General features: G+C 41.2%; 21 protein-coding genes. 10 read left to right on the forward strand and 11 right to left on the reverse strand.

The genetic code is table 11. The annotated features are described in order from the left end of the window. Positions 1-8: 8 nt before the first annotated feature. The 5 genes from AM500_RS22855 to AM500_RS22875 all read left to right on the forward strand — a co-directional run bounded on the left by AM500_RS22855 (position 9) and on the right by AM500_RS22875 (position 3,916). Complete coding sequence (locus AM500_RS22855; RefSeq protein WP_053601278.1) at positions 9-1,055, forward strand: ribonucleotide-diphosphate reductase subunit beta; 1,047 nt, start codon at positions 9-11, stop codon at positions 1,053-1,055. Next, positions 1,036-1,503, forward strand: a complete 468-nt coding sequence (locus AM500_RS22860) for a flavodoxin domain-containing protein (protein WP_231688070.1) — start codon at positions 1,036-1,038, stop codon at positions 1,501-1,503. Before AM500_RS22855 ends, AM500_RS22860 begins: the two co-directional genes overlap by 20 nt. Before the next feature lie 256 nt (positions 1,504-1,759). Beyond that, entirely contained in the window at positions 1,760-2,116 is a 357-nt protein-coding gene (locus tag AM500_RS22865; protein ID WP_043930536.1) for a hypothetical protein, read from the forward strand. A gap of 95 nt (positions 2,117-2,211) precedes the next feature. Beyond that, the gene (locus tag AM500_RS22870; RefSeq protein WP_053601279.1) at positions 2,212-3,204 is read left to right on the forward strand and encodes an LLM class flavin-dependent oxidoreductase; all 993 of its coding nucleotides are present in this window, start codon (positions 2,212-2,214) and stop codon (positions 3,202-3,204) included. A 103-nt stretch (positions 3,205-3,307) separates the two neighbouring features. Then, positions 3,308-3,916, forward strand: a complete 609-nt coding sequence (locus AM500_RS22875) for a hypothetical protein (protein WP_053601280.1) — start codon at positions 3,308-3,310, stop codon at positions 3,914-3,916. A 101-nt stretch (positions 3,917-4,017) separates the two neighbouring features. Here the strand turns inward: AM500_RS22875 and AM500_RS22880 are convergent, their stop codons facing one another. The 7 genes from AM500_RS22880 to AM500_RS22910 form a co-directional block, all read right to left on the reverse strand. Beyond that, positions 4,018-5,013, reverse strand: coding sequence for a LacI family DNA-binding transcriptional regulator (locus tag AM500_RS22880; RefSeq protein WP_053601281.1), 996 nt, complete (start codon positions 5,011-5,013; stop codon positions 4,018-4,020). A gap of 50 nt (positions 5,014-5,063) precedes the next feature. Further along, the gene (locus AM500_RS22885; protein ID WP_053601282.1) at positions 5,064-5,945 is read right to left on the reverse strand and encodes a DMT family transporter; all 882 of its coding nucleotides are present in this window, start codon (positions 5,943-5,945) and stop codon (positions 5,064-5,066) included. Then, positions 5,946-7,628: an amylo-alpha-1,6-glucosidase gene (locus AM500_RS22890; protein ID WP_053601283.1), complete on the reverse strand. Its 1,683-nt coding sequence runs from the start codon at positions 7,626-7,628 to the stop codon at positions 5,946-5,948. A gap of 115 nt (positions 7,629-7,743) precedes the next feature. Beyond that, a complete protein-coding gene (locus AM500_RS22895; protein WP_053601284.1) occupies positions 7,744-10,806 on the reverse strand; it encodes a glycoside hydrolase family 2 TIM barrel-domain containing protein in 3,063 nt (1,020 codons plus the stop codon). A gap of 16 nt (positions 10,807-10,822) precedes the next feature. Then, positions 10,823-11,644 carry a carbohydrate ABC transporter permease gene (locus AM500_RS22900; protein WP_053601285.1) on the reverse strand — a complete coding sequence of 274 codons (822 nt, stop codon included), beginning with the start codon at positions 11,642-11,644 and terminating at the stop codon, positions 10,823-10,825. Next, complete coding sequence (locus AM500_RS22905; RefSeq protein ID WP_053601286.1) at positions 11,644-12,579, reverse strand: carbohydrate ABC transporter permease; 936 nt, start codon at positions 12,577-12,579, stop codon at positions 11,644-11,646. Before AM500_RS22905 ends, AM500_RS22900 begins: the two co-directional genes overlap by 1 nt. 114 nt (positions 12,580-12,693) lie before the next feature. Continuing rightward, entirely contained in the window at positions 12,694-13,932 is a 1,239-nt protein-coding gene (locus AM500_RS22910; protein ID WP_231688071.1) for an ABC transporter substrate-binding protein, read from the reverse strand. Between the two features lie 433 nt (positions 13,933-14,365). On the opposite strand from AM500_RS22910, the gene AM500_RS22915 reads away from it, so the two are divergent. From AM500_RS22915 to AM500_RS22930, 4 genes are all read left to right on the forward strand, one after another. Further along, a complete protein-coding gene (locus AM500_RS22915; RefSeq protein WP_053601288.1) occupies positions 14,366-15,082 on the forward strand; it encodes a 3-ketoacyl-ACP reductase in 717 nt (238 codons plus the stop codon). 219 nt (positions 15,083-15,301) lie between these two features. Continuing rightward, entirely contained in the window at positions 15,302-15,955 is a 654-nt protein-coding gene (locus AM500_RS22920; RefSeq protein WP_053601289.1) for a carboxymuconolactone decarboxylase family protein, read from the forward strand. 358 nt (positions 15,956-16,313) lie between these two features. Next, positions 16,314-17,081: a polyphosphate polymerase domain-containing protein gene (locus AM500_RS22925; protein ID WP_231688072.1), complete on the forward strand. Its 768-nt coding sequence runs from the start codon at positions 16,314-16,316 to the stop codon at positions 17,079-17,081. Between the two features lies 1 nt (position 17,082). Next, positions 17,083-17,742 carry a DUF4956 domain-containing protein gene (locus AM500_RS22930; RefSeq protein ID WP_053601291.1) on the forward strand — a complete coding sequence of 220 codons (660 nt, stop codon included), beginning with the start codon at positions 17,083-17,085 and terminating at the stop codon, positions 17,740-17,742. A 65-nt stretch (positions 17,743-17,807) separates the two neighbouring features. On the opposite strand, the gene phaZ is transcribed toward AM500_RS22930, so the two are convergent. From phaZ to AM500_RS22950, 4 genes are all read right to left on the reverse strand, one after another. Further along, positions 17,808-18,713, reverse strand: a complete 906-nt coding sequence (gene phaZ / locus AM500_RS22935; protein ID WP_231688073.1) for an intracellular short-chain-length polyhydroxyalkanoate depolymerase — start codon at positions 18,711-18,713, stop codon at positions 17,808-17,810. Positions 18,714-18,926: 213 nt separating this feature from the next. Beyond that, entirely contained in the window at positions 18,927-19,421 is a 495-nt protein-coding gene (locus AM500_RS22940) for a hypothetical protein (protein ID WP_197282639.1), read from the reverse strand. Between the two features lie 84 nt (positions 19,422-19,505). After that, on the reverse strand, positions 19,506-19,793 hold the full coding sequence (locus tag AM500_RS22945) for a hypothetical protein (protein WP_053601294.1): 288 nt from the start codon (positions 19,791-19,793) through the stop codon (positions 19,506-19,508). 150 nt (positions 19,794-19,943) lie between these two features. Beyond that, positions 19,944-20,294: a rhodanese-like domain-containing protein gene (locus AM500_RS22950; protein WP_053601295.1), complete on the reverse strand. Its 351-nt coding sequence runs from the start codon at positions 20,292-20,294 to the stop codon at positions 19,944-19,946. A gap of 209 nt (positions 20,295-20,503) precedes the next feature. Here AM500_RS22950 and AM500_RS22955 point away from each other — a divergent pair, with 209 nt between their 5' ends. Further along, complete coding sequence (locus AM500_RS22955; protein WP_053601296.1) at positions 20,504-21,517, forward strand: acyltransferase; 1,014 nt, start codon at positions 20,504-20,506, stop codon at positions 21,515-21,517. Positions 21,518-21,538 lie beyond the last annotated feature (21 nt).

A 21,538-nucleotide genomic window follows, 5' to 3' on the forward strand; every position in this document is an offset into this window, starting at 1 on the left:
AGAAACCCATGAATATATATGCCCCCTTAACTAAAAGCAAATTATTAAATCTTAGTGAACCAAACCGGTCAACTGGGATTATCAATGGAAAAACATCTGGCTTGCTCAATTGGAATGATATTGCCTACCCACAGATGTATGACGTTTATCAAACGCTGCTGTCAAACTTCTGGAAAGCGCAAGAGATTAACATGCAAGATGATATAAAACAATGGGACTCCTTAAGCGAAATAGAAAAAGACATTTTTTTACGGGTCAATACTCAGCTGGCCTCGTTGGACAGCCTTCAGACCCCGACGATGAGCCAGGTTATGGACTATGTCACCGACTCTAGTTTCAAGGCGATTTTTGCGGTTATTTCCCAACAGGAAGCTGTCCATAATGAATCATATTCCTATATCCTTAGCTCACTGGTGCCTTTAAGTGAACAAAACAGCCGTTTCAATCAGGCCAAAGAAGATTCGATTGTTCAAAAAAGAAATAAGTTGATTTTACAATCTTATGAGCAGTTTCGAAGTGACCCGTCCCCCCAAGCATTGTTTGAACTAGGGATAAATTCGATTAACTTGGAAGGAATTTATTTTTACGCGGGCTTCGCCTTTTTTTACAATCTTGCCCGGCAGCAAAAGATGCTTAAAACAAGCACAATAATCAGCTATATACAACGTGATGAAATGCAGCACGCCTATTTCATGTCACAGTTTATTCGAATCCTGCTAGCAGAAAATCCTGAACTAAATACAAAAGAGAACATTCGATTTATCTATGAGGAGATTGGACAAGCTGTTTTATTGGAGAAGGAATGGGCAGACGAAATCCTGCACGACATCAATGGAATCGATCTCGCAGAGTTTCATTCATACATCGAATATTTGGCCAATAAAAGACTGCGTCAGTTGGGTCTTACTAATTTATTTGAGGAACGGGATAATCCAATGCCGTGGATCCACGTTTTTAGTGATGAAATGATCAATGAAACGAAATCCGATTTCTTTGAGCAAAAATCCCGAACATATTCAAAGGTGACTCAATCGAATGGCTTTGATGAGCTATAAAAAGAATATCGCTATAATCTACGCATCTATAACCGGAAACACGAAAGAGCTTGCAGAAATAATAGAAAGCGAGTTTAGGAAACTGTCCATATATCCTGTTATCTATCAGGCGAACCTGTTCCCAATAGAAAGACTCGGTACATTTGACGCTGTGATTGTGGGAACGTATACGTGGGGTAATGGAACACTGCCCCGTGAAATTCTCCCTGTTTATAATGGATTTGAAACTCAAGATGTTTCAGAAGTTGTGACCGGTGTGATTGGCACCGGGGACAGTTTCTATCCTCACTTTTGTGGTGCAGTCGATGAGTTTAGGGATATGCTTTTCGTACAGTCGAGGCTTGCGGCTACTTTAAAAGTGGAATTAAAACCCCAAATGGCAGATTTGCCACGCTGCAAGAGGTTTGTGGAAAGTATACTAAGATGTGTAGAGAAAGTTAAAAAATAATGTATAAGGTTTTCCATTTATGGTGCACCCGATAGTCGAACTTCATTGACAACGGTTGTCAACCCGAACTGCATCTAAGCGGGAACAAACTTATACAGCCTTAGCATGCTTAGTTTTCCGGCCCAAAAATATATTGCCCCTCTATTGTTACACCTATTTAATATACAAGCCTAATTTGTAACTTGTTAGAAAAGGGACTGTAATTTATGCATGATAAGATGGAAGAAACGTTTTATACATAAGTGGAGGGACGGGCATGGAATCATCATACTTAAAAAAATCGCTGGATGAGTGGAAAGAAGAAATCCTCGAATTGCTCGCGGAAATTGATAAGGAATATGAAAGTGTAAAGCAGGAGCTTCAAGTATACAGTTACAAGTTCAGCATAACCAAACAGGTAAGTCAATCCACGGTGAATGAGGAAATTATCCGTACGATCCGTGAGATTTACCATAAACCTTTTGAAGAAAGATTTAACCAGTTGAAACTTGAAATCAAGGACCTTGAGGAAAAGAAAAAGGTCTTCGGCATGTTTGTTGAAAAGATTGATAAAGTACAGGGTAAGGATGAATACCAGACCAATGCGGAATTCATCGTCAGCCAAATCTCTTAAAGGCCCTCTAAGGGTCTTTTTTTTTTTATAATAAGGTAAATATCTCCCTCATTAGGGAATCTAAGATAAATACGCGTTTCAGTGGAGGATTTAGAATGAGATTAAGTGTCCTGGACCAATCCGTTATCAGACAAGGGGAATCGGCAAGTGATGCATTGCAAAACACGGTGAAGCTTGCCCAGCATACGGAAAAGCTGGGATACAGCAGATTTTGGGTTGCCGAGCACCATAACAGCAACGGAATCGCAGGGTCGTCTCCCCAGGTTCTCATTTCACATATTGCTTCAAAAACGAATAAAATCCGCGTTGGCTCGGGTGGAGTTCTGCTCCCACAATACAGTCCCTTGAAAATTGCAGAAGACTTCAAGCTTCTTGAAGCTCTGTATCCAAACCGAATTGATTTGGGAATCGGACGCTCTCCTGGTGGTGCTCCTGCAACAAGGCAGGCATTGACTGATGGATTGAGTAAAAGCATGAACGAGTTTCCGAGGCAGGTCAGGGATTTGCAGGGCTTTTTGCAAAATCGGCTTCCTGAAGGTCACGCATTTCATCATGTGAAGGCGTTCCCGGAATCCAGCTCAATTCCGGATGTATGGATGCTGGGTGTTACCAAAAGAGGGGCTAGGCTCGCTGCAGAAAGTGGCACAGCCTTTACATTCGGACATTTCATTATCCCATCTGGCGGAAAACAGGCTGTGGACCATTATTTTGATACCTTTCAGCCCTCCCCCCTGCTCGCAATGCAGAAAGCAAATGTCTGTATTTTTGTCGTGTGCGCGCAAACTCAGGAAGAGGCCGAAGAGCAGGCGCTTACCCAGGATTTATGGCTGCTGGCTGTTGAAAGAGGCATGGATACAAGAATTCCTTCCCCTGAACAGGCGAGGAGCATGTCCTTAACAGCTGAAGACAAAGACAAGATACGGAAGAACAGAAAGCGGATGATTATCGGTACTCCTCAAAGCGTAAGGGATGAGCTACTACGTCTCAGTGAAATGTATCAAACCAACGAGTTCATGATTATCAACAATGTGCATGACCACGATGCCAAAATGAAAACTTATACGTTATTGGCAGAAACATTTCTATGACCAGAGCATCCATTTCGGTGGATGCTCTTTTTTGGAAAAATCCACCTCAGAGCAATGGTTTTCCTTTAGAATGTAGTTAACTCTTTCCAACCTGGAGGTAAGTATGTCCATAAATATTTATGCACTATATGTAAAAACGGCGAAAGCAAATGTGAAAAAATTTCTGAGTTACTGGCTTAGCCAGACACATGGTGAATTACCGACTATCCAAAATGATCAGGATCCAGTCTTTGATTTTTTCAAAAATGAAGTTCCTGCCTATTTTGCTGTTAGTCAACATAAAGAAGGCTGGATTTCAATTCTCCATGACTCCTATGAACCACAGCTGGACTTAGCCAATTTGCTTTCTGCTGAATTTAATTCTACTGTCATCCAGGCAATCGGCCAAAGTACGGTAGACACCTATATGGTCAGTGTCCATAATGGCGGCGAACTGATTCGAAAGCTTCATAGCGGAGAGGATACAGAAGGGTTTGAACAGGAAGGTTCTCCATTCCCTTTTGAAAAAGAAATACTGGCACGTGTAGACAATGAAACTCATTTCTTTGATTATGATGACATGCAGGAGTTCTGCAAGAACTTTGGAATTGACCTTTTAGGAGAAGAAACCCAAAACGACAGGCACTGGACTGTGATCAAGATTTTGGAAAAAGCGGCACAAGTGAAAGATTCCTTCTTAAAGGCATTAACACGGAAACTCCGCGGAAAGTAAAAATGCTGCGGATTTATGAACCAACAAAAAAGAGGCTTCCATCCTAATGGAGCCTCTTTCTTATTTGGCGAGCAAGGTTGCAATCCGCATTTGCCAATGTTTCATTTAGGTGGCTCTGCCGCACTTTCACGGATGATGAGCTTTGTATTGATCGTAATTTTCTTGCTGACTTCACGCTTGCTTGTTAGCCTGTCAATCAGCAAGTCAACAGCGGTTTCCCCCATAATTTCAGTGTAAAGCTTCACGGTTGTCAACGGAGGCATCATGTATTTTGCCGTGGCTACGTCATTGAATCCAACAATGCTTAAATGTTCCGGGATTTTAACACCAAGTTCATAAGCAGCTTTGTAACAGCCAACGGCAATTGTGTCATTTGCTACAAATACAGCTGTCGGTTTAATTTCACCACTAAGCATTTCCCTTAAATGGATATATCCATCCTTTGGATCGTAACCGCCTATTTTCACTAACTCTTCGTTAAAAATATGTTTTTCTTTCAAATATGTCTCAAACACATCCTGGCGCAAATCCTTGAATCGGTTCCCGTACATATCAGTTTCCACTCCACCGATAAACCCGATTCGTTCATGGCCCAAACCAATCAAGTAATTCAGGGCACTTTTTGTCGCTGACTTAAAGTCAATGTTCACCGAATCAAAATACTCTTCATCTGGGTTGGAATCGACAAAAACACTTGGTGTATCAAAGCCCTTGATTTCCTCAATATCCTTCTGTTTAAACGTACCAAGAGCCAATATTCCATCGAGTTTTTTGGGATTTTCCCCATTTCCTTCCTTATCAATCCGGTAAAAATCAATTCCTTTTTCATTCAGCTTCTTTTCGAGAGCAACCCTGATCGATAAGTAATACGTATCGACCAGCTCTTCCTCGAGCGAGAAGGAATCGTATAGGCCTACCTTCCACTTGCTCTTTTGCTTTTTTTTCGGTGCCACGACATATGATAGATCCTCGGCCGCCTCAAAAACTCTCTTCCTAGTTTCTGGAGAAACATTGAGTGTATCGTCATAATTAAGGACCCTGGAGACTGTTGTTATTGAGACATTCGCCAGCTTGGCTATATCTTTAATAGTTGCCATTGGTTATCTCCTACTACTATTTAATTTCTTATCTTCACTTTTCTACATATTCAACTAATTTCCTTTAATTTTTTCCTTTTAAAAATAGCAGGCTTTGTTTCTGAAATCATAATTGCGCTTAGAATTAAAATCGCGCCAATCAGCATTTTGATTGTCATAACCTCACCCAAAAGCGCTACCGAAAAGACCATTCCCCAAAAGGATTCAGTCGAAAGGATGATTGCAGCAGTTGTTTCTGACATCCATTTTTGAGCCACGGTCTGGAGCAGGTAGGCAACTGTTGTTGAAAACACCCCTAAATACAATAGCGACAGCATCCCTTCACTCTCAATATGGCCGACGGGGTCACCCTTGAAAATAACTACTATCAGGCCAATTGCCGCAGCTGCAATCATTTGCATTAAGGTTAATAGGATTGGATCCGAATCTTTCACATACTTTGCCGTATAAAAAATTTGAAGCGCAAAGAAGACAGCACATCCGAGGGTCAGCAGATCGCCAATATTGACTCCTCCAGTTACCTTGAGCGAAAGGACCCCGACCCCAACCATCGCCATAATCGCACCAACTAATTCAAATGTGTCTACCTTTCTTTTATAAAAGATAAATGCGATAAAAGGGACTATAACAACATTAACGGCTGTTAAGAATGCATTTTTAGACGGTGTCGTAAATTGAAGGCCCACCGTTTGGAGGGCAAATGCCCCATAAAGGAAAATCCCCAATATTACACCCTGGGTAATCGTCTTTCGGCTTATGCCTTTTAATTTTCGAAAAAATATCGCACATAAGATAATTGCACCTATCACAAATCTGCCAGCCAAAATCTGATACGGTGTCCAATGGTCAAGGGCTATCGCGCTTGCCACGAACCCGCTGCCCCATATGACGGCTGTGATTGTTAGAAAAATTTCACCTAGATACTTTCGCATTTAATCCTCCCCGAACCTGTCATGTAAAAGCTGCAGGAAGACACTCGAGGTCCATGTGAACGAGGTATCAACCAAACCTTTGCCTGTGAATGGATCGAAGTTTTCGGCCATTCCGCCTTGCAGTGTCAGATCAAGGAACTTGTTCCGCAGCCTCCCAGCCGTGTCATTATATCCATTCACCTTTAGTGCATGAATAAATAAATACGTGACTGGTGCCCAGATTGGTCCGAGCCAATAGCCATTTTCTTTATAATAAGGACTTGACGGGCTCTCAGTTGCAAGGCCAAATTTCGTTTCAAACCGTTCTTCAAGGTCGACTACGAGATTGTCCATAACGGCTTTTTCCAGTCGGTAGCCAATCAACACTGGCAGCCTGAGGATTAAGCTGGAGCGGATCGCTATCGGTTCAGCATCTTTTCCGAATCTGCCATAAAAGCCATCCTCATCATACAACCTCTCCATTAGCAGGCTGAACATCGAATCTGCTCTATCCTTATAGGAAGCGGATTCTTCTTTCTCACCAAGAATCTTAGCAAAAGATGCCATTATATCATATGTGCGGATGAGAAAGCTTGCCAGGTCGGGAGCTTCTACAGGCATGCCAGCGTGGAACAATGAAGCGTTATCCCAGCCCGAATCATTTCCGTGTTTGTAATGGGGAAGACATCCATCAAACGTCCGGTAACTGTCATAATACACCAATACTTCTTTCGTGGATTCATAGACTTCCCTAAGCCGGCCCTCATCCTTGAAGTAGTCGTTTTTTTGCATCAACTGTTCATACACATAAGCAAAAACAGGCGGCTTTATGCAATTGTAGGAAATAAACTTATCATTTACAAAATCCGGATATGCGCCCGATTCATCCTGGGTATCCATGAAGATTTTCAATTGGCTGTAGGCAAGTTCAGGGTGTTCCTTGCCCAGGTTCAAGGCATTGAAGCAGTTGTCCCAGGACCAAATATTGTACATCCAAAGCTTGGACATATACATGGCATAATCTTTTAACAGGCCATGCGGATAGACGACGCTTGACCAAGTAATATACGCTGCTCTTTCAATCGACGGGAGATACTTACTCTCTAATTTCACAGGAGCCATCGATTGGAACCAAGCCTGATAAATTTTAGTGACCTTTTCTTTCCCCTCTTGAAACGAAAGATATTCTTTTTCTTTGTACACAGTCCGATAGCTTTCAAGAACAAAGTGGCCTTTGCCTAAGCGAATATCTATAAATTCATTTCCAATCACATTCCAGGGTGCCTGGACATCCATTACCCCATTTAAATTAACGAGCATTAGCTTTATTTCCTTAGGGTAAATATGATATTCATACATCCCTTCCTGCAATTCCATCATCGAATCATATTTACCTTTATCAGCAGTCAGCCTTAATTCTGCACCCCTTACTTCAATATGGAGTTCATCCTCCTTAGGAAGGACAATTTCGGCAACTGCTTCTCCAGATCCTTTTATAAAAAATTGAATAGAGACTTCCGTTGCATGGACTTCAAATTCCTGGTCAAGCCCGTCTTTTAGCACACCCACCTTGAACAAACGGGACGGGGCATCATCGCCCCCGTGAACGTCCCTTATATAAATATCCTTCGAATCCTTTTCCTCCGAAATACAGAAATAGGAGCCAAATCTCGAATAAGGAATTTCTTTAATATTTAGTTTCATCCTATCTCTCCTAGCCGGGGTCAGACCCTTACCCCCAGGGGGTAGGGGTCTGACCCCTCCTTACTTTTTTAACTGAATAAGCAGGGTTTCCCCTGCTTATTGGATTTTGGTTTGGTTATCTTGCTATAAAGTATTTACTTTCTTCTACAAGGCTGCCCTTTTGGGTCGCCCTGATTTCGAGGCCGATTTCAAAATCTTCGACACCGACTCTGTATGGAGGAAGCTGTTCTTCGCCGCAGCTATTGCTGCCCAGGCCGCTCTGCTTGTAGTCGATAGTCAAAACGTTATATGGTGATTTTTTAATTTTTCCACGGTGCTTCGCTTCTTCTAGGGCTTCCATTTCGTAATCATGGATGGTGAAGTCACGAAGCTCATTAAAGTTAACAAGAATCGAGCAATCACCCTTTGATAGCCCCAGGAAGGAGGTATCGCATCTCGAACCATTTTCCTGAGGGTACACATAATCAGTATGCATCTCTTGAACCGATTTTGTGTACAGCCCAATAGGCTGGCTCCGCTTGGAGTCCTGATAATTCTCGGAATCGCCGCGGCCGTACCAGGTAACCTCATTGTATGCCTGATTAAGCTTCATATTGATTCCAATCCTCGGCAGCATCTCTGGAATTTCTTTGCCTCTGATTACTTTCACGCCAGCCACCTGGATGTTCAGTACACCTTCATAAGTAATCCTGTACGAATACGTAACGTCAAATCCCCAGCCCTGATTAATACTGGATAGATACTTCCTGATTTGCACATCCGCCAAGCCTTCACTAACGTGGTGTTTGATGGACACCATTTGTTCCCTGGCATGTTTAATGAAGTATTTATTAACCCAGGCATCACGCTTGTACATGTCATTATCAATCGATGCTCTCCAAAGCGTAAGCTCAGGTCCAGACTGAATGATTTCCTCCCCTTCGAGAACAAATGAGAGAAGGGCGCCTTCAACCTTTGAAAATTCCGCGTTGAAATGCGGGCTCTCCACCGTTAACCGTGTTGTGGTTTCCTCAATATTTATTTGAGAATCGGAACGAACCATTTTGTCCTTAGTTGTCTTGATTCGCTTTGTATCCTCAATCAGTAAGCCTTCATTCGTGATTTGATGGCCCTTTTCCGCATAACTTGTTTCTTCCGGCTCATGGTAGCTAAGCCTGATCCAGACATCTTCATGTCCCTGAGCCTTTTCTAGGTTGATTGGCAAAGCATACTCGATGGTTTCACCAGCCGGAATATCCGGAAGTTGAACTTCCGCTTCTTCGATTAACTGCGCAAACGATTCCACTTCGATTCGAAGTTGAACACCTTTCAAGTTTCGGAAGTCGTACCTGTTTGTGATTTTCACCTGAAGCGGGTTGCCCGCTACAGCTTCCGTCACAATTGGCTCGATTACTTTCTTATATTCAATTAAGCCAGGAGATGGTGTCCGGTCAGGGAATACTAGTCCATCAATACAGAAGTTCCCATTGGTCGGGAAGTCCCCGTAATCTCCGCCATAAAGGTAATATACATTTCCATTTTCGTCGATTTGCTGGATTCCATGATCATACCATTCCCATATGAATCCGCCCTGCAGCCTCGGGTACTTCCTCATGACTTCCTGATATTCGGTCAATCCGCCAGGTCCATTTCCCATGGCATGGCCATATTCGCATAAAATATGAGGCTTTTTCCCTTCAGCATCCTGGCCAATTTCCTCTAAAGCTTTCAACCTGGTGTACATAGTCGTGTACATATCGCTATAGGCTGCCACTCTGTCTCCTTCATAATGGACGAGCCTGGAGGGATCAATTTCCTTGATAGCCTGGTACATAGCTTTGAAATTACGGCCTGCCCCTGACTCATTGCCAAGTGACCAAATAATCACGCTTGGATGGTTCCGGTCTCTTTGGACCATCCGGACTGCCCTGTCTACGTACTGCTTTTCCCACCGTTCGTTGTCGCTGATCCAATTATAATTGCCGGTATTTTCAAAACCGTGGCATTCAAGATCTGTTTCATCAATCACATAAAGGCCATATTCATCACACAAGTCATAAAAAGCATCGAGATTTGGATAGTGAGCTGTTCTGACAGCATTAATGTTGTTCTGCTTCATAAGGATAACATCCTGGAGCATATCGTCATACGTGACCGTCCTGCCCATGACAGGATTAAAGTCATGGCGATTTACTCCATTAAAGAAAATGCGTTTCCCATTCAGCCTGATTTCATTGTCTTTAATTTCAATCGACCTGAAGCCGAATCTAACCGGCACAACCTCTGTTACCCCGGATGGAAACTCATATTCCACTACTGCCGTATAGAGATTAGGGTCTTCGGCGCTCCATAACAATGGTTCAGCAATTTCCCTGCTTGATTGGAAGGCTCCGTCTTCAACATTGACGGAAAAAGAGAGTTGTTCTTCTCCTTTAAGGAAAAGCTTCACATTTAAACTGCTGATGGCTTCTGTCCAAAAGGTACCATTAATAGTAAAAGTGAATGATTTGTACTGCTCATCCGGAATGGTCTCAATCCATACATCCTTCAGCGTATCCTTATGGTGCCTGAAAAGCTCGACGCTTCTAAAAATGCCGGAAAGCCACCACATATCCTGGTCTTCCAAATAAGTCCCATCAGAAAATTGGTACACCCTCACCGTCAAGCGGTTCGTTCCTTCATGGACGAAATCAGTAATATCAAACTCCGATGGCAGCCTGGAGACCTTGCTGAACCCCGCATGCTGGCCATTTACATAAAGGTCGAAAGCAGAATCGACACCATTGAATTTAAGAACGATGCTTTCGTCTTCCTTGACCTCCTCCAAAACTAAATCTTTAAAGTAAATCCCCGTTGGGTTTTCATGCGGCACATATGGAGGGTTGATCGGAAATAGGTACAAAACATCTGTATAATGCATGTTTCCATATCCCTTTAACTGCCAGCAGGAAGGTACTTCAATAGAATCCAGGCCAGCTATGTCAAAGTCGGCTGCCTCAAAATGCCGAGGCGAATATTCCGGGGCTTGGAGATAAATGAATTTCCATTCCCCATCAAGGCTCTGGTAGCCTTTACTCTTTTCTTTTTTCAAAGCTAGGGCCTCATTCAACTCTTTGTATCGATAAAAGTCAGTGTGGGCAGGCAGCCTGTTCATAGCGAGCAAGCTGATATCTTCCCATCGTTTCATTTCTCGTTGCATTGTATAAACCTCCAAACTACTTTATCGAACCGCTAATTCCTTCAACGATGTATTTCTGTGCAAATGCGAATACGATTACCGGCGGAATTACCATAACAAGTGTCATCGCCATTATCGGGATTATTTGAAGCTCATGGATACCCTGGAATGATGCAAGCCCAAGTGCCATCGTATACTTCGATTGGTCCTGCAGATAAATTAATGGGCCAAGATAGTCGTTCCAAACCAGGATAATATTCAAGACAGCAATCAATGTCAGAGGTGCTCTCATGATTGGCAGGAAAATTTTATAGAAAATTTGAAACTCGTTCGCGCCGTCAATACGGGCTGCATTTTCCAGATCCTTCGGTATGTTCATTAGGAACTGCCTAAGCAGGAAGATATTATAGGCTGATCCAAAGAATGCCGGAATGATAAGAGGTTTCAGCGTATTGATCCAGCCAAACATGTTGAACTCCATATAAAGCGGAATCATTGTAACGTCCCATGGAATCATCATCGTTGATAATAAGAGAACGAAAAGGATATTTTTATATTTAAAATCGTATCTGGCAAAGCCGTACGCCACCAGGGAACACGAAATCAACTGCCCGATTGTGGTCAATACAGTTACAATCATTGAATTTTTAAAATAGGTCCCGAACGGCTGGCTGTTCCAGGCATCAATAAAGTTGCTGAATAACGGCACATCAGGGATGAATTTTGGCGGGTATGTAAATACCTCAGGTTCTGACTTCAGTGCTGTAATCAGTGCCCAAACAAAAGGAAATAAAAAGTAGAGGGAGAAAATAACAAGAATCGTATAAACAATGAATTTATGCTTTTTTGTAAGCTTCATTATTTTTTACCTCCCTTTTTTTCTCTTTTTACTTCAGCTTCATAGAACACCCATGCCGAAGAAGATTTAAAGATTAACAGCGTCAGGAGCAGGATAATGATAAACATAAACCATGCGTTTGCGCTGGCATATCCGAGTTCATGGTGCTTAAATGCATTGTTATAAACGAATAATCCATAGAAATACGTGGATTTTAATGGGCCTCCGCCAGTCAGAAGCAATACAAGCGTCAGCTGCTGGAGTGCGGCAATGACAGAAGTAATCAGATTAAAGAGAATGGTTGGTGTAATGGTAGGAATCGTAATACTAAAAAATTGGCGAAGTGGTCCTGCCCCATCAATCGAAGCAGCTTCATACATTTCAATCGGTATACTTTTAATATCGGTATAGAAAATTAGCATCATGGTCCCTACGCCCCAGGCGCTGGCTATAACGATCGTTACAATCGCCCATTTGGGGTCGATCAGCCAACTTGGCCCATCAATTCCAATAAAAGATAGGAGATAGTTAAAGACCCCGTACTCTGTATTGAACATCCATCCCCAGATAATCGATACCGCAACACCTGATACGACTGCAGGCAGATAAAAGATGGTTCTGAACGCCTTGATACCTTTAACCGGCTGAGTAATCAGCATGGCAAGAATGAGCGCGATGATAAGGTTAAGCGGAACAAAAATAAGGGCAAATTTAAACGTGATGATAAGAGAATCATAGAACTGAGGGTCATCCGTAAACATCTTAGTAAAGTTGCCCATTCCAACAAACTTCGCTTCACCGGCAATCGGCCAATCAAATAAACTCATTACCAATGAAAAAGCTAAAGGTCCCAGCGTGAACACGATAAACCCTATAATCCATGGCAAGATAAATAAATATGGCACTCTCTTACGGACTAATGTGAACTTTTTTTGTTTTTCCTTTTTAGTAAACATATTTTTCCCTCTTAATGGTTTGACCTTGAAAACAATAACCGCTCTTTATAAAGGAAGAATGAGAAGAAAATCGCTTTGTTAACGACTCATCCTCATTCTCCCAAGTGAATGATTTTACTTAACTAGACTATTAAGCGCTTCTTTAGGTTCTACTCGGGTGCTAGGATTAAAGATTTGTTCGAAGACCAAACCTAAGTCCTCTGACAATTGACTCCAGTCTTCTGTGATAAACGAAGTTGGTGTATACTCATCACTTTGTTCAAGCATGTTGTAGAATACCTTTTTAATTGGGTCTTCTTGAAGTTTCTCTGATTCAACTACACTCTTAAGGACTGGCAATTCGAAAGAAAGCCTTTCTTTGTTGGCCTGCTCGCCTGTCCAGAATTCCATGAACCTGAACGCTTCTTCCTTATGCTCGGAATCCTTAGACATCGCAATACCCGAGGAACTTACGATACTAGCACTTGGTTTGTCACCGAACGACGGGATTTCAACAACACCAAAATTGATACCAGCTTCTTCAAAAGCTGACAGGTACCAGGCACCGTTGACAATCATACCAACCTTGCCTGACTTCATTTCTGTGTCACCCCATCCTTCAGAGGTGATCGCTATATCCTTTTTAAGCATATCCTGGAACATTTCAAAGGTTTCGACTGACTTAGCAGAATTCAAATTCCCTTTCAAGTTCCCTTTTTCATCAGCATAGGAAGTGCCGTTGCCCCATAGATACATTTCAAAGTCATATGGGTCTGGTTTTCCAGGGAAAGCAAATCCTGTTGTCTTCTTGCCTTTGTCTGTCAGCTTTTCAGCGGCTGCCTGAAAATCATCCCATGTCCATCCAGCTTGAGGATACTCAATGCCTGCCTGGTCAAACAGGTCTTTATTGTAATAAACAACATGAGTTGTGTAGCCTACTGGAAGACCATAAATATCGTCTCCTACAGAGTTGTAGTTCCATAGTGTTTCATAGAAATTATTTTTGTATTCATCGCCACGGTCTTTAATAAATGAATCAAGTGGTTCGAGCGCTTCTTTATATTGAGGATAATTCCACATATACATTACATCCGGAGCATCCTTTGCTCCAATACCTGCGGTGATTTTCGTATCATAATCCCCACCGTATGCTTCTAAAACTACTTTTATATCTTTGTTTTCTGCATTGAATTGATCAATTAGTTTTTGCTGGAGTTTAACATCGTCTCCTACATCCCATGTAGCAAAGCGAACCGTTACTTTACCATCCTCATCTTGTTTACTATTTGCTCCAGACGAACTGCATGCTGATAAAAATAAAGAGAGTACTAAAGTTAAAACGAGAAATAAATGCATTTTTGAAACCTTCATCATATCCCTCCTAGCTGTTTATAAGAGTATAATAGATTAGATTTTACTAAAAGTAAACCCTTTCATTTATGTTTTTACTAAAATATTTTTAAAAAGTTTTAATTTTATAAATTTCTCGAGGGAGCGATTCAAAAGGCCTCTAAATATGCGTTTTATTAGAAATTACATCTGTAAACAATATTGATATTGGCACCTTTCACAGCGGAACAACCTAAATAATTGGATTTTTTACTAAAATTGTAAGATGAGCAGTAAAACTATAAACAATCTTTAAATCCGACATCTACCTATTCATTAAATCATCTTAGTACAGGTGTTGCTTCCATTTCAGTGAATAAGCTGATTCTAAAAACTTTTCCCCCGGAAGGCTTATTCTGAGTAAGAAACCTTTTCCAAGGGTATGATTACTATTGTGAAATTAAGGAGGGGTATACATATGATTTCTTTAAAAGGAAAGAATGCAATTATCACTGGAGCAGGCAGAGGTATTGGGCGTGCGATTGCGATGGAACTTGCAAAAGAAGGTGTTAATGTGGGATTGATTGGATTGAGCATGTCCAATCTTGAAAAAGTCAGCACCGAGCTGGATCAATACGATGTAAATGTTTCAGCAGCTTCCGCCAATGTCACTGACCCAGAGGCGGTCACACATGCTGTTGAGCATATCAAAGCCGACCTGGGGCATATTGATATCCTTATAAACAATGCCGGCATCGGGAAATTCGGAGGCTTCCTTGAAATGGAACCTGACGAATGGGAGAACATCATCAAAGTAAACTTGATGGGTGTTTACAATGTCACAAGGGCGGTATTGCCCGGGATGGTTGAACGGAAAACGGGAGACATCGTAAATATCTCTTCAACCGCTGGACAAAAAGGCGCGCCAGTTACAAGTGCCTATAGCGCATCCAAATTTGCAGTACTAGGCTTGACTGAGTCCTTGGCACTTGAGGTTCGCAAGCACAACATCCGCGTTACCGCATTAACACCGAGCACCGTCGTCACTGACTTAGCGGTAGAAACAAATTTGATTAGCGGTGACCCTGAACGAGTGATGCATCCAGAGGATTTGGCAGAATATCTCGTTGCCGGACTGAAATTGAATCCAAGAGTATTTGTAAAATCCGCGGGACTTTGGTCGACAAATCCGTAACCAGATCTTGAAATTCATAACTTAAAAAGAAGGATTGTCCTGCGCATCATAAGCATGAACATCCTTCTTTTATTAATTATAAAGCCTTAAAATGGCTTACCTTTATTCAACAACAAGCCGATTTCTTTGTTTCTAAAAATTATAAGAACTACAATTAAAGGGATCCGGCCGACTAGGCAGACTGTATTTGATAAAAAAACTAGGAAGAGGTGGTTTATAGTGTCAACCAACTTTTACGACAAATCCCATACACGTCATTTCAACAGAATAGAGGAACTAGCTCCCGAGCAAGCCGAAGCATTCTCGAAGTTTAATGAGGCAGTTTTTCAAGACGGCGCCCTTAGCAAAAAACAAAAAGAAATCGTTGCAGTGGCAATTACCCATGTTACCCAGTGCCCTTACTGCATTGATTCACACACGAAAAAGGCAAAACAAGAAGGTGCTTCCCTCGAAGAGCTTGTCGAGGCGGCATTTGTGACTGCTGGAATTGAAGCAGGAGGCGCGGTCACCCATAGTACTCACATCAAAAATGCCCAGGACCCTGAAGCTGAGGATAACTTGTACACAAGAAGCAATCTAAAGAATCTAAGCTTTATCGGAAGGAATGCCCATGTCGGTTTTAGGGGCTACTCCAATTTCAGCGCTGCCTCAACAAAGGATGGAAAGCTCAGCAATAAATTTAAGGAAATCATCGCTGTCGCAGTGGCTCATGCTACACAATGCCCATATTGTATTGATGTCCATACGAAAAAGGCTGTTGAAGCAGGCGCCAGTAACGAGGAGCTGTCAGAAGCAGTACTCGTTTCTTCAGCACTGCTGGCTGGCGGAGCATATGCACACATCGCCAACCTAATTGAAAGTTATGGGGAGTAGGAAGGTTTTCGCAATCCGCGTTAATATGAGTAATTTTTCAAAAAAGGGTCATATGGTAAACGGTTTATAAATCCTTTATTCATTAAATATTGGTAAATAAAAGGATGGTTCTGAGCTTTAAAGCTTAGAACCATCCTTTTTATTATTTGTATCGGATTCCCTGCTGGGGATTTTCCCTTCTCGCAAGGGTACATCATAGTAGTCAATTTAAAGCTTCCTTTGAGTAGTCATCCCTTTTAAGGTAGGTAATTCTACTTTTTAATTCAATTCTCATTTTCCTCTCAGAATATTTTAATAATAGGATTCTATTATTAAGCTATCTTAAAAAAACAATTAATAATTTGTAAAGAAAGGATGGATGAAGTTGGTTTTAGAAATCTTTAGCCGGAGGGAACAGAAGTACCTAATCTCCCGTCTCCAATATGAGATTCTGGTTGACCAAATGTCTCCCTACATGCGGTATGACAAGTTTGGCAGTCAAGGAAGGTATACAGTGACAAGTCTTTATTTCGAAAATCCCAACTATGATATTTATTTTGAAACGAAAAATAAGCTGAAGTTCCGGCAAAAGCTTAGGCTGCGTATCTATGATGATACCGATATTAAGGGACATGCTTTTCTTGAGGTAAAGCAAAAACATAAAAATGTAGTCAACAAAAGGAGAACTCTAATGCCTTTGATGGAGGCCTATCGTTATCTCAATAAACCAATCGATTGGCCTGTCCTTGATTTTGAAGCATCCAACCATCAAATTTTGAAGGAAATCCACCACTTCCGAAGGCTGTATTATTTGAATCCGGCAATGGTTGTCAGCTACGACCGCCAAGCATTTCATTGCATTACCGACCCAGACCTCCGAGTTACCTTTGATTTAAATTTGCGCTGCCGGGATAGCGATTTACACATTGAAAACGGGCCATACGGGGAGAATTTCATTGATAGGGATCTTGTAGTTCTGGAAGTAAAGGTAACCCATAGTGTCCCGCTGTGGTTAACCCGCATTTTGCAGGATTTGCAGTGTGAACAAAGAAGCGCCTCTAAGTTTTGTACAAGTTTAGAGTTATTGAAAGGGAATGAACTCCCTGGAAACATCATGAAAGAAAATGTAACGATAGGAGTTGGATAAGATGGAACAATTATTTTCAAATGGAACAACGGGTGGAAGCTCAATCTTAATGACTATTTTAGCAATGGCTTCAGCGGCAATGCTTAGCCTCGTTATTACACAAGTGTACCAGAAGACCTTCAAAGGAGAACGGTATTCGCAGTCATTTGTACATACAATTATTATTATGAGTGTAGTAGTTTCAGTGGTTATGAATGTAGTCAGCAACAATGCTGGTGTTGCGTTCGGATTGTTTGCAATCTTTTCACTTATTCGTTTCCGCAGTGCGGTTACTGACGGAAAAGACATTGCCTATATTTTCTTCGGCCTTTGTGTTGGAATGACGTGTGGACTATACCAAATTGGTATGGCCGTCGTATTAACCTTCTTCGCTTGTGCCGTTCTTTACTTGTTATACAAGTATGATTATGGCAGAGGAAACGATACGCAAATCCTAAAAGTTACAGTTCCAGAAAATCTGAACTATGAAGATTTATTCGAGGATATCCTTACTCGTTACACTGATAGCCATGTTCTTCGTCAGGTCGAAACAACCAATCTTGGAACTATGATTTTGTATACCTTTGCGATTCGCAGCAAGAATTCCACAAAAGATGAAGTTCTAATAAATAGGATCCGCGAGCGAAATGCAAATCTAAAAGTATCTTTGTCGTATTTGTAGCAGTGGAATAGTAAAATAGGGACGGTCCTCAATTGCCAAATGGAAAACGGGGACCGTCCCTAATCTTATTTTAAAAATGCCTCAATATGCCCGTTAAGCTGCTCAAGGTCATCGACAAGCGGTGAATGTCCGCAGTCTGTCAGTTCAACGTATTTGGCATGGCCGCCGAAGTCCGCAAGAATTTCCTCTGTCATTAGTTTATTAACAACAAGATCCCTGTCTCCCCAAAGCACAAGGACAGGAATTTTAATATCCTTAACCTGGTCCGTCCCTTTTATCAGACCATTATGCCTGCTGCTGATATTGAAGGTATTAAGAGAATGATAGACTTCAGCAAGCGTTCGCTGGGTCAGCATATCATCCACATATTCCTCATACAATTCTGCATCTGGCTGATTCTTTGTATAAATAAGCATATTCCAGGTCGCTTTAAGGAAGTCCCTGTTGTTCTGGTCATAGGCTGTCTGAATCGCAACTGTTGTAGGATGCACCTTAACGTCTTCATATGTAGTCACTCGGTTGCTCGTGTCCGGCAGGCCTTCAGGCGTTACTCCGAAGAATGGATAACCCCTAGTCGAAGCAGATTCAAGGAGGATTAACTTGTCGCAATATCCGGGATTATCAGCCGCAAATTGCATACATACTGCTCCGCCAGTCGACCAGCCAATCATTGCAAAATCCTTCAAGGCAAGAGCATCAACAAACAACTTAATATCATCTGAAAAGTCTTTGATGGACATGACTTTTTTGTGATAAGTTGATTCCCCGAAACCTCTCATATCTACAGCAATGATTTTGAACTCAGAATCCATACGGTCAATCAGCAGATCCCAGTGCTTGGATGACGTCATGTTGCCATGCACAAGCAGAACAGTCTTTTCTCCGCCTTCACGTTCCCTGTAGCTGAGCGTCTCCCCATTCGGTAAATCAACCTTTTTCAAATGGACTGCCAAAGCCTCCGTTTTTTTCACTACAAACACCCTTTCCTTCATGTTTGGTGCTTCCAGGCATAGCGGTATCTCTATTTATAATATTTCTTCATAAGTAGGGAATTCCCTCTATCTCCCAGGATTTTTGGAAAAAATAAAGGAGTCAATGCTGCTCAAGTTCATTGTAATCGTTCAAGACTTACATCTTTTGATACAAATTATAATTAAATCGAAATAGTATTAATTGCAGAAACACTAATTTAGACCTTGAATCCACCGCCTGAAGAATTCCCAATCTTTTATTGGACCATCATCATGCAACAAATCAAGGTATACACCATCCCCCTTACCTACCTGCCAAATGGCTTGAGCGGTATTTGCCTCATCAGAAATTCCACTTTCCTTTATATAGCGAAAAAATCTTTCTTTCCCAGGTCCAAAAGTTTCAGCAACATAGGCAACTAGATAAATGTCTATACAGCTTGCACCTAAGTCATTTGGATCTTCGTTAAGGATATGCTGCTTTATTAAAAGCTTTCTTTCAAGTGGTGAAGCCTTCAATAATGCAGGTTTTATTTTTTCAATCTGGTAAGCCTTATAACTTCTCTTTTCCCATTGCTTTAGCTGGCTGTAGTCCCCATTCACTTCTTCTAGTTTTATAAGCATATTTTTTAAATTACATACAGTAGGAATAACTTTTATATGGATACTTCGACCACGTAAATTGCCTGGTAATTCAATTCCATTCAATTCCAAACTCCTCCTAGTCTGCACAGGTTTGTTTTTTACACTATAGTTGTTAAATTATAGCTTTTAGTATCTGGATGACAACTTTCATATCATCCCCTTCAATATTCCTTGCTTTAATGTTTTCTTTGCTTCTGGAGAAATCAATTCACTATCAAAAAGTTTAATAATGGTTTTAATCATATCCATTTCATTAAAGGCTGGCGCATTATTAACAGTTCTCCCATTCTTGGTATATCTCATCAATAATTGAAGATCATTTTGAGGGACTCCATTAATAATAGGCGTACATTTGTCAAAAACAATATCATATTCCTTGTCTACATTTTGGGATACCCTCTTATGGATTTTGTACTTCATTTGCAATTTACTCATATTTCCATCTCCTCAGTTATCTCATTTCCCAGAATTAAACAACTCTTATCCATCTAACTTTCGACATTTTTTATAATTTTCCTTCCCAGTTCCATTTTCCTCACTAACTAAAAAGGTCCCCAATTATGGGACCTTCATTTGAAAAATGGCTTACCACTCCGAATAACCATCGCTCATATTATAAATATGCTTGAACCCCTTCTGGCTGAGCATATCCGAGGCCTGCTTGCTTCTGTTCCCGCTTCGGCAATAAACAAGATACGTCTTTTCCTTATCCAGCTTTGACATTTCACTTTCAATGACTTGAAGCGGAATCATCATAGCACCATCTATATGGCCATCTTGATACTCTTCGGGGGTACGGACATCCAATATACCGTCAATCTTCCCGCTGTCCACCAATTTCTTCGCTTGCGCAACATCAACAGTTTCATATGAAATTCCTGCACATCCGGCAAGGGCAAAAATCAATATCAATAGGATCCCTGCTAGTTTTTTCATAAGTTAGTACCCTCTCTTCGCTTTTACCCCTTAGGGTATTTACCAATATTATACTGCGTTATGGGATGATTCTAATAGCACCAGTATTACAATATTGTGTATGTTTCTCTGTACTGCTTATCACTAATTTGTACCCGTATAAGCGTAAATAAAGAAATATAGTTCGGAAATACTATCAAGTGATTCTAAAATGAAGATCAGGTGAATGCATGGACCGTAACTTTGCAATCGATTTTATTAAATTCTTTGCTATATTTGCTGTTGTAGTGATCCACACCTTTCCTAGTGACCATGTAGTTGGTTACTTTATTCTTGATAACATTTCAAGGTTTGCTGTTCCATTTTTCTTTATGGCATCAGGGTATTTTTTTGGCCGTAAAGTAACAAGCATTAATCAAAACAAAAGTTATTTTAAAAAATACGCCTTGAAAATCCTTAAGATTTACATCAGCTGGCTCGTCTTTTACTTCATATATGATCTTGTAAGAATTTTCGCAGGCTGCGGGAATGTACGCAATGAACTATCTTCGTATTTTGAAGGATTATCCTTTCTTGGCCTCCTCTATTATGGAGAAGCGACAAGCGGCTATCAATTGTGGTTTGTTATTGCCCTTGTCTGGAGCATCGCTATCCTTTACTTGTTTTTCAAGCTTGAAAAAACCGGTATCCTTTTGGTCACAAGCTTTTGTTTGTACATCTATGGACTTTTCGGGCAGGCTTATTCAGTTTTCTTCGAATTTCCGAAAAGCACCCGTGATGCTTTGTTCTTTGGCCTTTTTTACACAACAGCAGGTTTTTGGTTTTCTTACAGCAAACCTCTTAAACATCATCAGAACCTAACTAAAAAGACGAACTTCTATTTATTTCTCTTATTCTCAATCCTTCAGATTATTGAAGGCCTTTTGCTCGAAAAAGTGCTAGGTTCCAGGCATGGGGAGTTCTTCCTCTCAACAATGTTCCAGACAATTTTCCTATTTTCTTTTGCACTGCATAATCCACAGCTCGGAAAAGGCCTGCTGATAACTAAAATCGGTGGAAATGCTCTCGGAATTTATGCTGTTCATGTCTTCCTCATAGATATGGTCGATTTGCTGTTTCATTCGGCAGGCCTGGGGAATGTGTCCCACTCTTTATTCTGGAACCTTGCCGATGCTTTCCTCGTGTTTAGTTTATCGTATCTTGCATACCAGCTTATTCAGTCTGCCAAAGCTCGCTTGATGTAAGTATAAAAGGTACTCAAGCAG

The sequence above is a fragment of the Bacillus sp. FJAT-18017 genome (genome assembly GCF_001278805.1).
Lineage (GTDB): Bacteria > Bacillota > Bacilli > Bacillales > Cytobacillaceae > Bacillus_D.

What these genes read in the sequence shown, in the direction of transcription:
- AM500_RS22855 (WP_053601278.1), top strand. Translation starts at nt 9, where the DNA reads ATGAATATATATGCCCCCTTAACTAAAAGCAAATTATTAAATCTTAGT.
- AM500_RS22860 (WP_231688070.1), top strand. Translation starts at nt 1,036, where the DNA reads ATGGCTTTGATGAGCTATAAAAAGAATATCGCTATAATCTACGCATCT.
- AM500_RS22865 (WP_043930536.1), top strand. Translation starts at nt 1,760, where the DNA reads ATGGAATCATCATACTTAAAAAAATCGCTGGATGAGTGGAAAGAAGAA.
- AM500_RS22870 (WP_053601279.1), top strand. Translation starts at nt 2,212, where the DNA reads ATGAGATTAAGTGTCCTGGACCAATCCGTTATCAGACAAGGGGAATCG.
- AM500_RS22875 (WP_053601280.1), top strand. Translation starts at nt 3,308, where the DNA reads ATGTCCATAAATATTTATGCACTATATGTAAAAACGGCGAAAGCAAAT.
- AM500_RS22880 (WP_053601281.1), bottom strand. Translation starts at nt 5,013, where the DNA reads ATGGCAACTATTAAAGATATAGCCAAGCTGGCGAATGTCTCAATAACA.
- AM500_RS22885 (WP_053601282.1), bottom strand. Translation starts at nt 5,945, where the DNA reads ATGCGAAAGTATCTAGGTGAAATTTTTCTAACAATCACAGCCGTCATA.
- AM500_RS22890 (WP_053601283.1), bottom strand. Translation starts at nt 7,628, where the DNA reads ATGAAACTAAATATTAAAGAAATTCCTTATTCGAGATTTGGCTCCTAT.
- AM500_RS22895 (WP_053601284.1), bottom strand. Translation starts at nt 10,806, where the DNA reads ATGCAACGAGAAATGAAACGATGGGAAGATATCAGCTTGCTCGCTATG.
- AM500_RS22900 (WP_053601285.1), bottom strand. Translation starts at nt 11,644, where the DNA reads ATGAAGCTTACAAAAAAGCATAAATTCATTGTTTATACGATTCTTGTT.
- AM500_RS22905 (WP_053601286.1), bottom strand. Translation starts at nt 12,579, where the DNA reads ATGTTTACTAAAAAGGAAAAACAAAAAAAGTTCACATTAGTCCGTAAG.
- AM500_RS22910 (WP_231688071.1), bottom strand. Translation starts at nt 13,932, where the DNA reads ATGATGAAGGTTTCAAAAATGCATTTATTTCTCGTTTTAACTTTAGTA.
- AM500_RS22915 (WP_053601288.1), top strand. Translation starts at nt 14,366, where the DNA reads ATGATTTCTTTAAAAGGAAAGAATGCAATTATCACTGGAGCAGGCAGA.
- AM500_RS22925 (WP_231688072.1), top strand. Translation starts at nt 16,314, where the DNA reads ATGAAGTTGGTTTTAGAAATCTTTAGCCGGAGGGAACAGAAGTACCTA.
- AM500_RS22930 (WP_053601291.1), top strand. Translation starts at nt 17,083, where the DNA reads ATGGAACAATTATTTTCAAATGGAACAACGGGTGGAAGCTCAATCTTA.
- AM500_RS22945 (WP_053601294.1), bottom strand. Translation starts at nt 19,793, where the DNA reads ATGAGTAAATTGCAAATGAAGTACAAAATCCATAAGAGGGTATCCCAA.
- AM500_RS22950 (WP_053601295.1), bottom strand. Translation starts at nt 20,294, where the DNA reads ATGAAAAAACTAGCAGGGATCCTATTGATATTGATTTTTGCCCTTGCC.
- AM500_RS22955 (WP_053601296.1), top strand. Translation starts at nt 20,504, where the DNA reads ATGGACCGTAACTTTGCAATCGATTTTATTAAATTCTTTGCTATATTT.